The sequence below is a fragment of the Herbiconiux ginsengi genome, assembly GCF_900107435.1.
GTDB lineage: Bacteria > Actinomycetota > Actinomycetes > Actinomycetales > Microbacteriaceae > Herbiconiux > Herbiconiux ginsengi.
Map to the genome: position 1 here is coordinate 568,692 of NZ_FNPZ01000001.1, position 15,064 is coordinate 583,755.

16 protein-coding genes are annotated in these 15,064 nt (G+C 69.4%); 1 reads left to right on the forward strand and 15 read right to left on the reverse strand.

Annotated elements, in window-relative coordinates; genetic code table 11:
• Nucleotide 1: 1 nt before the first annotated feature.
• A complete protein-coding gene (locus BLW00_RS02760; protein ID WP_092548826.1) occupies nucleotides 2-2,428 on the forward strand; it encodes a bifunctional salicylyl-CoA 5-hydroxylase/oxidoreductase in 2,427 nt (808 codons plus the stop codon).
• Between the two features lie 52 nt (nucleotides 2,429-2,480).
• Here BLW00_RS02760 and fgd read toward each other — a convergent pair whose 3' ends face one another.
• The 15 genes from fgd to BLW00_RS02835 all read right to left on the reverse strand — a co-directional run bounded on the left by fgd (nucleotide 2,481) and on the right by BLW00_RS02835 (nucleotide 14,955).
• A complete protein-coding gene (gene fgd / locus BLW00_RS02765; protein ID WP_092548829.1) occupies nucleotides 2,481-3,488 on the reverse strand; it encodes a glucose-6-phosphate dehydrogenase (coenzyme-F420) in 1,008 nt (335 codons plus the stop codon).
• Between the two features lie 10 nt (nucleotides 3,489-3,498).
• Nucleotides 3,499-4,266: an alpha/beta hydrolase family protein gene (locus tag BLW00_RS02770; protein ID WP_092548832.1), complete on the reverse strand. Its 768-nt coding sequence runs from the start codon at nucleotides 4,264-4,266 to the stop codon at nucleotides 3,499-3,501.
• Nucleotides 4,256-4,759, reverse strand: a complete 504-nt coding sequence (locus tag BLW00_RS02775) for a flavin reductase family protein (RefSeq protein ID WP_092548835.1) — start codon at nucleotides 4,757-4,759, stop codon at nucleotides 4,256-4,258. Before BLW00_RS02775 ends, BLW00_RS02770 begins: the two co-directional genes overlap by 11 nt.
• A 2-nt stretch (nucleotides 4,760-4,761) precedes the next feature.
• Nucleotides 4,762-6,030, reverse strand: a complete 1,269-nt coding sequence (kynU, locus tag BLW00_RS02780) for a kynureninase (protein WP_092548839.1) — start codon at nucleotides 6,028-6,030, stop codon at nucleotides 4,762-4,764.
• 1 nt (nucleotide 6,031) lies between these two features.
• Nucleotides 6,032-6,823, reverse strand: a complete 792-nt coding sequence (gene kynA / locus BLW00_RS02785) for a tryptophan 2,3-dioxygenase (protein ID WP_092551873.1) — start codon at nucleotides 6,821-6,823, stop codon at nucleotides 6,032-6,034.
• A 113-nt stretch (nucleotides 6,824-6,936) separates the two neighbouring features.
• On the reverse strand, nucleotides 6,937-7,230 hold the full coding sequence (locus BLW00_RS02790) for a putative quinol monooxygenase (RefSeq protein ID WP_092548842.1): 294 nt from the start codon (nucleotides 7,228-7,230) through the stop codon (nucleotides 6,937-6,939).
• Nucleotides 7,231-7,267: 37 nt separating this feature from the next.
• Complete coding sequence (locus tag BLW00_RS02795) at nucleotides 7,268-8,278, reverse strand: LLM class flavin-dependent oxidoreductase (RefSeq protein WP_092548845.1); 1,011 nt, start codon at nucleotides 8,276-8,278, stop codon at nucleotides 7,268-7,270.
• Complete coding sequence (locus BLW00_RS02800; RefSeq protein WP_092548848.1) at nucleotides 8,275-8,601, reverse strand: TIGR04076 family protein; 327 nt, start codon at nucleotides 8,599-8,601, stop codon at nucleotides 8,275-8,277. Before BLW00_RS02800 ends, BLW00_RS02795 begins: the two co-directional genes overlap by 4 nt.
• Nucleotides 8,598-8,912: a TIGR04076 family protein gene (locus BLW00_RS02805; protein WP_092548851.1), complete on the reverse strand. Its 315-nt coding sequence runs from the start codon at nucleotides 8,910-8,912 to the stop codon at nucleotides 8,598-8,600. Before BLW00_RS02805 ends, BLW00_RS02800 begins: the two co-directional genes overlap by 4 nt.
• Nucleotides 8,909-10,189: an acyl-CoA dehydrogenase family protein gene (locus tag BLW00_RS02810; protein ID WP_092548853.1), complete on the reverse strand. Its 1,281-nt coding sequence runs from the start codon at nucleotides 10,187-10,189 to the stop codon at nucleotides 8,909-8,911. Before BLW00_RS02810 ends, BLW00_RS02805 begins: the two co-directional genes overlap by 4 nt.
• A 45-nt stretch (nucleotides 10,190-10,234) precedes the next feature.
• Complete coding sequence (locus BLW00_RS02815) at nucleotides 10,235-11,029, reverse strand: SDR family oxidoreductase (protein ID WP_092548856.1); 795 nt, start codon at nucleotides 11,027-11,029, stop codon at nucleotides 10,235-10,237.
• A 2-nt stretch (nucleotides 11,030-11,031) separates the two neighbouring features.
• Nucleotides 11,032-11,823, reverse strand: a complete 792-nt coding sequence (locus tag BLW00_RS02820) for an amino acid ABC transporter ATP-binding protein (RefSeq protein ID WP_281242369.1) — start codon at nucleotides 11,821-11,823, stop codon at nucleotides 11,032-11,034.
• On the reverse strand, nucleotides 11,820-12,722 hold the full coding sequence (locus tag BLW00_RS02825) for an amino acid ABC transporter permease (protein ID WP_092548859.1): 903 nt from the start codon (nucleotides 12,720-12,722) through the stop codon (nucleotides 11,820-11,822). Before BLW00_RS02825 ends, BLW00_RS02820 begins: the two co-directional genes overlap by 4 nt.
• The gene (locus tag BLW00_RS02830; protein ID WP_092548862.1) at nucleotides 12,719-13,906 is read right to left on the reverse strand and encodes an acyl-CoA dehydrogenase family protein; all 1,188 of its coding nucleotides are present in this window, start codon (nucleotides 13,904-13,906) and stop codon (nucleotides 12,719-12,721) included. The genes BLW00_RS02825 and BLW00_RS02830 overlap by 4 nt, the downstream gene beginning before the upstream one ends.
• Before the next feature lie 80 nt (nucleotides 13,907-13,986).
• On the reverse strand, nucleotides 13,987-14,955 hold the full coding sequence (locus tag BLW00_RS02835) for a transporter substrate-binding domain-containing protein (RefSeq protein ID WP_092548865.1): 969 nt from the start codon (nucleotides 14,953-14,955) through the stop codon (nucleotides 13,987-13,989).
• Nucleotides 14,956-15,064: the final 109 nt, after the last annotated feature.

A 15,064-nucleotide genomic window follows, 5' to 3' on the forward strand; every position in this document is an offset into this window, starting at 1 on the left:
CATGAAGATCGCGATCATCGGCGCAGGACCCGGCGGACTGTATTTCGCCGCCCTCATGAAACAACTCGACCCCGCCCACGAGGTGACGGTGTGGGAGCGCAACGCCCCCGACGACACCTTCGGTTTCGGCGTGGTGTTCAGCGACGAGACCCTCGGGGGCATCGAGAACGCCGACCGGGTGGTGGCGGCCGAGATGCGTGACCGCTTCGCCCGCTGGACCGACATCGACATCACCCTCGACGGGGTGACCCACACCGTCGGCGGCCAGGGCTTCGCGGCGATGAGCCGCAAGGAGCTCCTGCTCGTGCTCCAGCAGCGGGCGCGCGACCTGGGCGTGCTGGTGCACTACCGCACCGAGGCGCCCGACCCCGAGCTGCTGGCCGCCGACCACGACCTCGTGATCGCCTCCGACGGCCTGAACTCGCGGGTGCGCAGCCGCTACGCCGACAGCTTCGGGCCGACCCTCGACGTGCGCCGGTCGAAGTACATGTGGCTGGGACTCGACCGCGCCTTCGAGGCGTTCACCTTCATCGTGAAGCACACGCCCTACGGCGTCATGCAGATCCACGGCTACCCCTACTCGGCCACGGAGAGCACCTTCATCGTGGAGATGCACGAGGACGTCTGGCGGCGCGCCGGCTTCGACGCGAGCGAGACCGAGGTCTTCCCGCCCGGCGTCAGCGACGAGCGATCGATCGCCCTCATCACCAAGTTGTTCGCCGATGAGCTCGGCGGCTCGCGGGTGCTCAGCAACAACTCCAAGTGGCTGAACTTCTCCACCGTGCGCAACGAGCACTGGCGGCACCAGAACGTGGTGCTGCTCGGCGACGCTGCGCACACCGCCCATTTCTCGATCGGATCGGGCACGAAGCTCGCCATGGAAGACGCCCTGGCCCTCGCGGCGTGTCTGCACGAGCATCCGGAGCTCGACTCCGCGCTCACGGCCTACGAGGCCGAGCGCAAGCCCGTCGTGCTCTCGACCCAGCGGGCCGCGCAGGCGTCACTGGAGTGGTTCGAGAACATCGGCCAGTACGGCGACCAGGAGCCGCTGCAGTTCGCCTTCAACCTGCTGACGCGCAGCCGGCGGATCACCTTCGACAACCTCGCTCTGCGCGATCCCGGATTCGCGGGCACGGTGTTGCAGGACTTCGCGGGAACGGAGGAGGAATCCGTCACCGCCCCCGCGATGTTCCAGCCGCACCGGATCGGCGGCCTCACCCTGAAGAACCGCGTGGTGGTCTCGGCGATGGACATGTACTCCGCGGTCGACGGCGTCGCGGGCGACTTCCACCTCGTGCACCTCGGCAGCAAGGCGGCGGGCGGCGCCGGACTCGTGATGACCGAGATGATCGCGGTCTCGGCGGAGGGCCGGATCACCCTCGGGTGCAGCGGTCTCTACGAGGACGAGCACGCGGCATCCTGGAAGCGGATCGTCGACTTCGTGCACGGCACGACCACGGCGAAGATCGGCGCTCAGATCGGGCACTCCGGCCGCAAGGGCTCGACCAGGCTGATGTGGGAGGGCATCGACGACCCGCTGCCCGAGGGCGGGTGGGAGACGGTCGGCCCGTCGGCCATCCCTTACGGACCCTCGAGCCCCGAGCCACGCGCACTCACCCGCGCCGGCATGATCGAACTGCGCGAGCAGTTCGTGTCGGCCGCCCGGCGCGCTGCGGATGCGGGATTCGACCTGCTCGAGGTGCACGCGGCCCACGGCTACCTGCTCTCCTCGTTCCTCTCCCCGCTCGCCAACCACCGCGACGACGAGTACGGCGGAACCCTGGAGAACCGGTTGCGCTACCCGCTCGAGGTCTTCGACGCGGTGCGGGAGGTGTGGCCGGCCGATCGCCCGCTGCTGGTGCGCATCTCGGCCCATGACTGGGTGCCCGGCGGCAACACCGATGACGACGCCGTCGAGATCGCCGCAGCGTTCATCGCGCACGGCGCCGACGGCATCGACGTGTCGTCGGGCCAGGTGGCCAAGCAGGAGCGCCCGGCCTACGGCCGCAGCTACCAGACGCCGTTCGCCGACAAGATCCGCAACCGGGTCGGCCGTGCCGCCCAGGTGACGGTGATCGCGGTCGGAGCGGTGTCGTCGTACGACGACGTCAACTCCCTGCTGCTGGCGGGTCGAGCCGACCTCGTGGCGCTCGGTCGCACCCACCTCTGGGATCCGCAGTGGACGCTGCACGCCGCCGCAGACCAGGGCTACCGCGGCCCGGGGGCCGAATGGATCGCGCCCTTCCGTGCCGGATCGCGCAAGCCGCCGGCGGCCCGGACGGATGCGGTCAGGCCGCGCCTCGAACTGCTCGCCGCAGCCGTCTCACCGGTCGAGGACGGCGTGCACCGACGCTGGGTCGACGGCGCCGTGCTCGACGCCTCGTCGCGGAACGACGCCGCGTCGCCGGTGGCGGTGGGCGCTCGCTGAACGCGGCCGGCGGGCGGGGCGTTCGATGGGCGCCACCGCCCGCCGGGCGCGTTCAGCGACTCAAGGCGCGCAGTCGATCGGCGAGGTCGCGCTCGAAGAGGTCGAGGAAACGGCGCTGGTCGTGCCCGGGCGCGTGGAAGACGAGGTGGTTGAACCCCCAGTCGACGTAGGGCTTGATCGCGGCGACGACCTCGTCGGGATCCGACCCCACGATCCAGCGCTTGGCCACGGTCTCGATCGGCAGCGCGTCGGCGGCCCGCTCCATCTCGACCGGATCGGTGATGTCGTGCTTCTGCTCCTTCGAGAGCGACAGCGGCGCCCAGAAGCGGGTGTTCTCGAGCGCCGCCGCCTCGGTCTCCTCGTAGGAGAGCTTGATCTCGATCATCCGGTCGATCGACTCGAACGACCTCCCCGCCGACTCCGCCCCCGTCTTCACCGCGGGCACGAGCTGGTCGGTGTAGAGCTCCGCACCCTTGCCCGAGGTGCAGATGAAGCCGTCGCCGGCGCGGCCGGCGTAGCGCGCGACGACCGGGCCGCCCGCAGCGACGTAGATCGGCACGCCGCCGGGATCGACGTCGTAGATGGAGGCGTCGACCGCGCGGTAGTAGTCGCCGTCGAACGTCACGCGTTCCCCGCTCCACAGCGCCCTCATCAGCTCGACGCTCTCGCGGAGCCGGGCGAAGCGCTCCTTGAACTCGGGCCACTCCCGGGTGCCGGTGGCGATCTCGTTGAGGGCCTCGCCGGTGCCCACGCCGAGCCAGAGCCGACCGGGAGTGAGGCAGCTCATGGTGGCGAAGGTCTGGGCGAGCACGGCAGGGTTGTAGCGGAAAGTGGGGGTGAGCACGCTGGTGCCGATGCGGATGCGCGAGGTGCGCTCGCCCACCGCGGCCATCCACGCCAAGGCCGAGGGCGCGTGTCCGCCGGTGTGGCGCCAGGGTTGGAAGTGATCGCTCACCGCGACCGACTCGAAGCCGTGCCGCTCGGCGGTGACGGCCAGTTCGACCAGCTCGCGCGGGCCGAACTGCTCGGCGGAGGCCTTGTAACCCAGGGTGATGGTCATGGTGTTCCTCTCAGTGCCGGCCGAGCGCGGCGAGCACCGCAGGCCAGGCTCCGCTCGTCGGATCGATCAACTCGTAGTGGCCCGCATCCGGCAGCTCCTGGAGCGTGATGCGCGCATCGCGATCTGCGTAGCCGCGACTGTACGACGCGGGCACCTCGTCGTCGAGTGAGCCGTGAACGAGCGTGAGGGCGACATCCGCGGGCACGGGCAGCTGCATCGGGTCGGCGCCGGCGAGGATCGAGGAGAACTCCGCCTGATCGGCCCCGCCCAGGAGCTCGCTCACGGCGCCCACGCTCAACCGCTCCCGATGCGCCGCGGCGAGGTCGAGCACGCCCGCGAGCGCGACCACCGCATCGACGGTCACGGCCCTCGTCTGACTCCAGAGCGCGAGGTGGCCGCCGGCGGAGTGACCGACGAGCGTGATGCGGTCGGCCGCGGCGTCGCCGAAGCGCCGGCGCACGAGCTCGGGCACGGTCTCCAGCAGGAGCAGCACGTCATCGCCGGTGCCCGGCCATCCGCCACCGGCATCGCCGACGCGCCGGTACTCCGGCAGGGCCACCGTGTACCCCTCCTCGCTGAGGGCGACGGCCATCGGGTAGAGGTGGGTGCGATCCCAGCGGCGGCGCCAGAAGCCGCCGTGCAGGAGCACGACGAGGCCTCGATGCATCCGCCCCCGCGCGGCGAACAGGTCGACGAGGTGCAACTCGTCGGGGCCGTAGCGATCCGTGACATCCGGAACGCTTCCGTCACCCGGCGCGGGCCCGGACTCAGTCGTCACCGTGAACGCGCGAGAACGAGGAACGGTGGAACACCAGGGGGTTCAGGTCGGGATTGAAGCCCAGCGCCGTCACCTCGAGCAGCACCACGTGATGGTCGCCCGCCGGCACCTCGCTGAAGACGGAGCACTCGAGCCACACCGGCGAGTCGGGAACGAAGAGCGATCCGGTCGAGCTCAGTTCGATGTCCATCCCCTCGAACCGACGGGATTTGTCTTTCGACGCGATCTGCCGGCACACCTCGCTGTGCCCTGACCCCATCACCGACACACCGACCAGCGGCGCGCGCCGGATGATCGGCCAGGTGGTGGACGTGTTCTGCACGGCGAACGACACCAGCGGCGGGTCGAGCGAGACGCCGACCGTGAAAGACGAGGCGACGATGGCTTCGTTGGCCCCGTCGACGACGGCACCGATGCAGGCCACGCCCGAGGGGAAGAGAGAGAAGGTCTGGCGCAGCAGCGCCGGCTCGGGGAGTCGCTTCTGAAGACCCATGGTCAGGCACCTTTCGTCGAGTCGACCGGGGTGGAGGCATCGGCCTCGGTGAGGAGGGCGTGGATCGCGTCGATCACGATCTCGACCTCCTCGAAGCTCGTGGACAGCGGCGACAGTCCGATGCGGATGCCCGACGGGGCCCGGAAATCCGGAATCACTCCCTTCGCCCACAGCGCGTGCATCAAACCGGAGAACCGCGGATGATCGACGGTCACGTGGCTTCCGCGCACGGCGTGCTCACGCGGGGTCGAGAGCTCCACTCCGAGAGGAGCGAGCCGCTCGTCGTAGAGGGCGATGGCGTAGTCCGACAGCGCCAGCGACTTGGTGCGGATGGCGTCGATCCCCGCTTCGGCGATGAGATCGAGCATCTCCTGCATCGCGATCATGCCCATGATGGGCGGAGTGCCGCTGATGAAGCGGCGGATGCTCGGAGCCGGTTGATAGCCGTCGGCCATGTCGAAGGGTGCGCGGTCGCCCATCCAGCCCCAGATCGGCTGGCGAGCGGAGGCGAGCAAGGCCTGGTTCACGTAGAGGAACGCGGGCGACCCGGGGCCGCCGTTGAGGTACTTGTAGGTGCAGCCCGTGGCCAGATCGACGCCCCACTCGTCGAGGGAGATGGGGATGGCGCCCACGGAGTGGCAGAGATCCCAGAGCACCAGGGCGCCTCGCTCGTGCGCGAGAGCCGTGATGCCGGGAACATCCGCGATGTAACCCGACCGGTAGGCGATCTGGCTCAGCACGATCACCGCCGTGTTCTCGCCGATGACCGCATCGGCCTCCGCCAGCGTCACCCCCGCACCGGGGTCGGTCTCGATCCAGCGGATGACCGACCCGGTCTCCTCGGCGACGCCCTCCACCACGAAGCGATCCGTCGGGAAGTTGCCGCGGTCGATCACGATCTCGGTGCGCCCGGGGCGCGCGTGCAGGGCCGTGCGGATGAGCTTGTAGAGCGACACCGTCGTCGAATCGGCCACGACGGTCTGGCCGGCGGCCGCGCCGAGGGTTTCCCGAGCGATCCGGTCGCCGAGCTGCACGGGCAGGTCGAGCCATTGCTCGTCCCAGCCGCGGATGAGACGCGCACCCCATTGGTCGGTGACGAAGGCAGCGATCTTCTCCGGCAACCCCTTGGTGGGCCGACCGAGTGAGTTGCCATCGAGGTAGGCGCGGATCTCGGGGTCGTCGGCGCCCAGGAATCGGTCGCGGTACTCCCGCAGCGGGTCGCGGGCGTCGAGCTCCGCCGCCGTCGGAGCATCGGTCTCGAACAGGGTCATGTCAGCGTCCAATCTCGGTGCGAACGGCGAACAGCTCGGGAAAGAAGGTCAGGTCGAGGGCGCGGCGCAGGAAGTCCACTCCGCTCGAGCCACCGGTTCCCGTCTTCATCCCGATGGTGCGTTGCACCGTTCGCAGGTGCCGGAAGCGCCAGAGCTGGAAGTTGTCCTCCAGGTCGACGAACTCCTCGCAGGCTTCGTAGATGGCCCAGTACTTCTCGGCGTTGTCGTAGATCTCGATGAAGACCGGCAGCAGCTCCGGCGTCATCGTGTGGGCCACCGTGACGTCGCGCTCGAGCACGGATGCCGGGATGTCGAACCCGCGACGCGCCAGGTAGCGGAGGAACTCGTCGTAGACGCTCGGCCGGTGCAGCAGATCGTCGAGCAGGGCGCGAGCCTGCGGCTCACCGTCGAAGATCTGCAGCATCTTCGCGTTCTTGTTGCCGAGGGCGAACTCCACGGCCCGGTACTGGTACGACTGGAAGCCGGAGCTGTTGGCCAGGGAATCCCGGAACTGCACGTATTCGCTCGGGGTCAGAGTCGCCAGCACCGACCACTGCTCGGTCATCGTCTTCTGGATGTGCTTCACCCGCGCCACCTTCTTGAGCGCCGCCGCGAGTTCGTCGGCGGCGATGAGCGAGCACGCCTCGCGAAGCTCGTGCAGCACGAGCTTCAGCCAGAGCTCGGTGGTCTGGTGCTGGATGATGAACAACAGCTCGTCGTGGTGCTCCGGTCGGCTCACCGGATTCTGCGCGCTGAGCAAGGTGTCGAGATCGAGGTAGGAACCGTACGTCATCTTCTCGCGCAGGTCGGTGACGATGCCGTCTTCGAGGGCGCGCGTGTTGGTCGCTGCTGTCGTGTCGTTGTCCACCTCTTCACTCTATCTCTTAATTACGACGAGCGTCAGGCTTACGAGACAACATCGACGACGAACTTCGAGAACGACGGCGGAGCGGTCGCCGCCGACTGGATGAACGCCGTCCACTCCAGCACGTGCGGCTGCTGCGTGTGCGTGGCGTGGGCTTCATTCGGCACCCAGACCTCGAGCAGGCGCAGGTAGCCGGGTTCGGCGATCGACCAGGAGAGGTTGTACTCCACGCACCCCTCCTCCGCGAGGCACTTCTCCTGGAAGGCTCGCGCCGCCTCCTCGATCTCGGCGCGCTTCGCGGGGTCGGTGGGCACGCCGCCGTAGACGTAGAGCATGGTGATTCCTTCGTTTCAGTGAGATGGGGGTGGGGGGTCAGAACATCGCGCGCAGGGCCGGCAGCACCTGGTCGCCGAGCAGGCGCAGCGCGCGCCCGGGGTCGGGTGCCATCGGCGGCCCGAACGAGATGTGGCGGGCGCCCGCGTCGATCAGGGCGCCGCACTGGTCGATCACCTCGGCGGCCTCGCCCACGATTCCGAGCTGGAGCATCGAGTCGGTGACCGAGGCGACGGCGTCGTCCTCACGACCCTCGAGCATGAGTTGCTGGGTGCGGGCGAACTCCTCGGGGTCGAGCCCGTTCGCGGCCAGCGCTTCGGTGGAGAGCGACCCGCTGTAGACGGCGATGTGCCGGGCCAGCAGGGCGCGGGCCTCGTCGCGGTCATCGGAGATCGACACCCACACGCAGGCGGCGACGTCGAGGTCCTCGATCGAGCGTCCCGCCTTCTCGGCTCCGGCCGTGATCTGCTCGATCACGCCGAAGACGTGCCGGGGCGGAAGGCAGAGCGACAGGGCGCCGTCGGCGAGCCGGCCGGTCATCTCGATCATCTTCGGGCCCAGGGCTCCGACGTAGATCGGGGTGGGCCGGGGTTCGCGCAAGACGGCCTGCTCCGTCCAGCCGTCGGCGACGCCCTCCAAGCCGGCCGGGCTCCGGCCCTCCAGGAGCGCCCGGATGGCGATCACCGCCTGGCGTGTGCGCACCACCGGGGGCGGCGGGGTGAGACCCGCCCACGAGTAGAACACGTCCGATCCGGCCCCGAGACCCAGCCGGAACCGATCGCCCGAGAGCTCCTGGAGCGCCGACGCGAAGCTGGCGATCTGGGCCGGATGCAGCGACACCGGGTCCATCACCCCCGAACCGAAGCCGATCCGGGTGGTGCGCATCGCGATCGCGACGAGCGCCACGAGACCGGAGTGGCCGAAGAGGTCGTTGCCCGTCCAGACCTGATCGAACCCGGACTCCTCGGCGAGGACGGCCCGATCGGCGAGGGCTCCGGGGCTGGCAGCCGTTCCGCCGATCCGGGCGCTGAAGGCGATGGGGCGGGTCATGCGGTGAATCCTGTCTGGTCGGGTTCGGAAGCGGAACCGTCGGCCGCGGGCGCCGGCTGCACGATCTCGAGGCGCATCCGCAGCGCTTCCGGCGGGTCGGGGCATTGCACGAGCGGTTTCGAGGCGAGCCAGTCGTCGGCGCCGTCGTCATCGAGGCGCCCGTTCACGAGGGGCAGAACCGTGGTGATGGCGAACGCGCAGAACGGCAATCCGTCGGGCAGGCGGAGTCCGTCGGCGTCGACTTCGAACCAGTCCCCCGTCTTCAGACCGCAGGCGGAGTAGGCCATCGATTCGACCGTGCACCGCACGGTGCGCCCGGTCACGCGAGCACCTCGGCGGCGGGGACGGCTTCGACCCTCATCACGAGGTTCTCCTCCGCATCGGGTCCGCAGATGTAGGGCTTTCGCACGAGCCAGCTATCGGCGGGCAGATCACCCTGGCGCATCACCACGATCGGGAACACCGCCATGAGTGCGTAGGGGCAGAACGACTGACCGGGCGGCAGGAACAGCCGGCTGCCGTCGACCTCGAACCAGTCGCCCACCTTGGCCGACCCGCGAGGCTTGTCGACGCGCGTCACGGTGACCCGCACCCGTCCGGTGCCGGGAGAGACACCTCCGGCCATGTCGCTCATCGGCTCTCTCGAACGCGTGCTCCGCCGTCGTTGGAGACGTCGTCGGGGATCGTGTATCCGTTCTGAGGGTTGTTGAGTGCTGCCGCGGCATAGGTGCCGAGGTGCGTGCGCCGGGTGCCGGCGTGCGCGAGCGCGCTCATACCGTCGCGCAGCACCCGTTGGATGGGGTTCACGTCGAGGATGTAGCTGGCCGACGCGATCTCCATGCACAGGTTCATCGAGCGCCGGAGGGCGTTGGCGGCCACGGCGTTCGCCGCCGTCATCCGCGTCCGCTGCACCGGGGTGAGGGCGAGTCCGGGGGTCCAGAGCACCTCGTCGGTGAGCCGGGCCACCTCGCGAACGCCGGCGTAGGCGAAGTCGACCTCGCCCATCGCCTCCCCGAGCGCCTGCCGGGTGGCCGCGTCGATCTTCGCCGCGTCGGCGGAGCCGAGCCGCGCGCGCACGAAGTCGCCGGCGAGCTGCACCGCGTGCCGGGCGACACCCAGCACGACGCCCGTGAGGGCGAAATGCGACACGTGCACGCTCTTGTTGAGCGGATCGGCGTCACCGTTGTCGAGCGCCTCCCGGTCGAAGGCGTGACCGGCCGGCACGAAGGCCGGCTCGGTGATCGAGTAGGAGGTGCTGCCCGAGCCGCGCACGCCGAGGGTCTGCCAGTTGTGGGAAACCTCGATGCTCGGCCGCGGCAGCCAGAGGCCGAGGTGCATCTGCTTGCCGTGGGCTCCCGTCACGGGCTCTCCGTTCTCGAACACCTCGGCTCCGCCGACGATGTGCTCGGCCGTGTAGCTTCCGGAGCCCCAGTTCCACTCACCGGTCACCAGGTAGCCGCCGTCGACGCGCTCAGCGCGCCCCCGGGGGTGGAAGGCGCCACTGGTCGGCATGTCCCGCGTGGGGTAGAGCTCGGCGTAGGCCTCGTCGCCGAGGCGTCCGGCGTAGTAGCCGCCGGCGTTCAGAACGCCCACGTTCCAGCCCGCCGAGGCATCCACGGCGGCGATCAGGGCGGTGACCTCCACCTGCTGGGCGAGGGTGGCCTCGACCCCGCCCCGGTGGGCCGGGAAGCCCATCTCGAACACGCCGGCGGCTCGCATCACCCGCTCGGCACGCGGACTGAGGCGCGCCAGCCTCTCGATCTCGTCGGCCTCCTCGGCGATCACGGGGAGGATCGCGTGCGCGTTGCCGACGATGGCCTCGGCGGTGTCGGGCACCGAGAGCCCGTATTCGGCGCGGATGGTCTCGGTGGTCGCTTCGCGCGGGCTGGGGTTCGTGTCGATCGCGGTCATGGCGCGTGTCCTTTCAAGGCGCAAGGGAAGGGTGGCAGGGGCGGATCAGCTTCCGATGGGCTCCCCGCCGGTCACCCACATGGTCTGCCCGGTGATCGATCCCGAACCGGGGCCGACGAGCATCGACACCACCTGGGCCACCTCGAGCGGCGAGGGGAAGACGCCGAGTGCGGTGCGCTCGAGCAGGCGGTCGGACAGCTCCTGCCGGGTGGCGTCCAACTCGACCTGCTCGGCCGGATCGACCACACGGCCCGGCGCCACCACATTCGCGGTGATGCCGTTGCGCCCCTCTTCGAGTGCGAGGTAGCGGGTGAGCGTGGTCGCGGCCGCCTTGGCGGCACCGTAGATTCCGAAGCCAGGGTGAGGCCTCGACATGAGGGCACCCGAGAGGTACACCACGCGGCCCCAGCCCTCGTCGCGCATGCCGGGAACGACGCGGGCGACGAGCGCCGCGTGCAGCTTCACGCCGGCGAACTCGGCGTCGATGATGCCGGGTGTCGCGTCGGCCACCCGGACCGGGCCCTGCCCCGCGTGCACCGTGTTGACGAGAACGGTCACGGGACCGACGAGCGACTCCACCTCGGCGAAAGCGCCCTCGAGCGCGCCCGCGTCTCCGAGGTCGGCCTGAACGACCGGATGCTCGCCGGGCAGCGCTCCAGCGAGCGCCTCGGCCCCGCTCCGGTCGCCCCGGCAGTGCACCACGACGGTGGCTCCGAGAGCCGCGAGCTCGGCCGCGACCGCGCGGCCGATCGTGCCCGTGGCGCCGGCGACGAACGCCACCCGGCCGGCCAGCGCACCGCCGCCCGCGACGGCGCCGAGCGCATCCGGCGTGGTCGCCATCGTCACCGGATCACCGCGGAGAGGAATTCACGCGTACGGGCGTTCTGGGGCGAGTCGAGCACCTGCGCCGGCTCGCCCTGCTCCACGAGGCGCCCGTCGGCCATGAACACCACGCGATCGGCGACTTCGCGGGCGAAGCCCATCTCGTGGGTCACCACGACGATGGTCATGTTGGCCGTGCGTACGAGGTCTTTCATCACCTCGAGCACCTCGCCCACCAGCTCGGGGTCGAGGGCGCTGGTGGGTTCGTCGAAGAGCAGCACCGTGGGGCGCATGGCGACGGCCCGGGCGATGGCGACGCGTTGCTGCTGCCCGCCCGACAACTGCGACGGGTAGAAGTCGGCCTTCGCCGCCAGCCCCACGCGTTCGAGCAGCGTGCGAGCGCGCGAGATCGCCTCGGCCTTCGGAACCCGCAGGATCTTGATCGGCGCGAAGGCGATGTTCTCCAGCGCGGTCATGTGCGGAAAGAGGTTGAACTGCTGGAAGACCATGCCCACCCGCACCCGCTGGTGGCACGCCTCGTGCTCCTTCAGCTCGTGCAGACGCCCGCGTTTCTCGCGGTAGCCGATGAGATCGTCGCCCACCCGGATGCGGCCGGTGTTGATCTCCTCGAGGTGGTTGATGCAGCGCAGCAGGGTGCTCTTGCCCGAGCCGGACGGCCCGATCAGGCACACGGTCTCGCCTTCGGCGATCTGCAGATCGATGTCGAACAACACCTGGTTCTGCCCGAACCATTTGTCGACGCCCTCCACCGACACCATCGGGCGCACCAGGGTCTGAGTCTCTGCGGTCATCGTTCGGCCGTCCTCTTCTCGATGAAGTACTGCACGATCGTCAACACCGTGATCACCAGCAGGTACCAGATGGTCGCGACGATCAGCAGCTCGATCGTGCGGAAGTTCGACCCGGAGATGCCGAGCGCCACGGTGAGCAGGTCGCCACCGGCGATCACAGAGACGATGGCCGAGGCCTTCAGCATGCTGATGAACTCGTTGCCCATGGGAGGAAGCAGAACCCTCAGGGCCTGCGGGAGCACGACGTAACGGAGCGTGCGGGCCCCGTTCAGGCCGAGCGCCTTCGCGGCCTCGTGCTGCCCGCGCCCGATCGAGAGCAGCCCGCCTCGCACGATCTCGGCCATGTAGCCCGATCCGGCCAGCGAGAGCCCGATCACCGATGCCAGGAAGGGCGTCATCACCTCTTTCACCGGCACCGACCAGAAGGTGATGTCGGTGAACGGGATGCCGATCGCGAAGTTCTGGAAGAACAGGCCGAGGTTGCCCACGAAGATCAGCAGCACGATCAGTGGCACGCCGCGGAAGATGAAGACGTAGCCGGCCGCGAATCCGCTCACGATCCGGCTGGGCGAGATGCGCATCACGGCGATCACCACGGCGAGCACGAGCGCGAACACCATCGACACGGCGGTGATCTCGAGCGTCGTGCCGAGCCCCTTGAGGATGGCCGGGCTGAAGAGGAACTCCCCCACGATCGGCCATTGGATGTTCGGGTTGGTCCACAGGCCCAGCACGACGCTGATCAGCACGATCACCGACACCACGGCGAGCACACCGCGGCCCCAGTGCCGCACGGGCACCACGTTGAGCTTGTTCTCCCTCGTGAGCAACGACCTGGTCTTCAGGTTCACGCGCCCGCTGGTCGATCCGGTCTCGGTCACCACCGTTCCCTCCGTCATCGGTCTTCGTCCTCGATCAGGGTCTTGCCGACCTCGACCCAGCGACTGCGCCAGGTGGACGCGTGAGCGGCCACGGCCGTGAGGTCGCGGATGAGCACCTCGAACGGCCCCGCGGTGTAGACCACCTGGGCGCCGAGCAGCTCCGCGCACAGGTCGACGATCCGGCGAGCCAGATCGGCGGCGACCGGGGCGTCGCCCCGGGCCATGATCGAGTCGCTCGGCAGCTCGCCGGGGGTGAAGATCGACTCGTCGATGCGCTGCACACCCTGATACACCACGGCGCGGGCAGCCCGCAGATAGCTCTCCGCCTCCCCCAGCAACCCGAGCTTGCGGGTGTCGATCGGCGCCGTCCCCGCTTTCGCGCGAAGGCCCGCCGTGGCGAGGTCGACCGCGTGCTGCGCGATGCCCACGGCGATGCCGGCCGTGCTGTAGAACGGCAGGTCGACCAGCTTGTTCAGGGGCTCGGCATCCGGATCCGGGTCGAAATAGCGGTCGAAGGAGTGCCCCTCCGGCACGAACACGTCGGTGACGTCGTAGCCGTTGCTCCCCGAGCCGCGGAGGCCGATGGTGTCCCAGTCGTTCTGGATCTCGACCTGATCGGCCGGCAGCCAGACGCCCAGCACGAGGGGGGTGCCGTCGTCTTTGAGCACCTTCTCGCCGGCGTCGAACACTTCGACGCCGCCCACGATGTGATGGGCCGAGCGGATGCCGCTGCCGAACTTCCATCGCCCGGTGACGCGGTAGCCACCCTCGACGACGTCTGCGCGGCCTCGCGGGTGGAACGAGCCGCAGGTGGGCAGGTCGAGCTCGGGATAGAGCTCGGCGAAGGCCTCATCGCCCAGCCGCCCGGCGTAGAACCCCGTCGCCGCGAGGATGGCCGCGTTCCACGCGATGCTCGCGTCGCGGGTGGCGATGAGCTCGGCGATGCGGGTCTGCGCGGTGAGCGGCATCTCCGGGCCGCCGCGGTGGGCGGCGAAGCCCACCCGGAAGACTCCGGCGGCGCGGAGGGCCTCGCGTGCGCGCTCCGTCATGAAGTGCTGTCGGGAGGTGGCCTCGGCCTCTTCGCCGACGATGGGGAGGATGGCCTCGACGTTCGCCACGATGGCGGCGGCGCTCGTCGGATCCTGCAGGGCGGAGAGCAGCCCTCGGTCGGTGTCCGTGAGGGTGGGACTGTCCAGTGTCATCGCGTTACTCCTTCGTGGGGATGCCGAGGTCGAGGCGAAGCGGCCGGGCTGCGGGCTGCGACCCGGCCGCCTCGAGCGGGTCAGGACGCGGCGACCTCACCGGGAGCCGTGCCGGTCGTCGGGTTGATGACCAGCTCGTCCACCGTGATCGCCATCGGCGCCACGTCGTATTCCTGGTAGACGGCGTCGTAGCTGCCATCCTCGATCAGCACCTTGAGCGCGCCGGCGATCGCCTTGGAGAGACCCGGGTTGGCCTTGGCGACGGCGATACCGCCGAACTCCGCCGGGATCTCGGACTCGGGCAGCACGATGGAGGTGAAGGTGGCGGAGTCCTTGTCGACGATCGCCTGCAGGCTCGCGGCGGTGTCGAACCAGGCGTCGACGGTTCCCGCCCGGAGTGCCTGCACAGCGGCGGTCGCGCCCTGGTACTCGGCCATCTGGATCGGGTCGCTCGCGCACTCGGCGTCGCTGATCGCCTTGACCTTCTCGGACTGGTTGGAACCGACCGGCACCGCGATCGTCAGGCCGCACGCGTCGGCGAGCTTCTCGACGTCCTTCGGGTTGCCCGCCGGCAGGAGCAGCCCCTCCTCGGTCTTCTGGAACGGGACGAGGTCGACGATGGACTGCTCGCGCTCGGCGGTGATGGTGACCTGACCGAACAGGGCGTCGACCGTTCCTGCCTGCACACCCGGAAGCTGGGCCGGCCACTGCAGGTTCGACCACTCCGCCTTCACGCCGAGGATGGGTGCGATCTTGGCCGCGAGGTCGGGTGCGATACCGATGGGCGTGGTCGCGTCGGCGGCGTCGACACCGATCACGGGAGGAGTCTCCCAGAGAGCGCCGAAGGAGATGACCCCGGAATCCTGGATCGACTGGGGCAGGAGATCGTGGAGCTCCTGATTGAAGACGTCGTCGGCCGGAGCCGTCTCAGCCGTGGCTGCGGTGTCGGAGCTGCTGCATCCGGCGAGAGCGAGGACTCCGATCACGGCGACGGCCGGAATCGTCGCCCGAACGAGGTGGCGAGTGCGGGAAGGGGAGGAAGAACGCATGCTGGGTCCTATCGATCAGTCGGGATGATGCGGGGTGCAGGCCCCGTGGTGCCAACCTGCTAAGACCATTCCTACTCATCGCATGTGTCCGCGCCGTCATTGGCGTGTT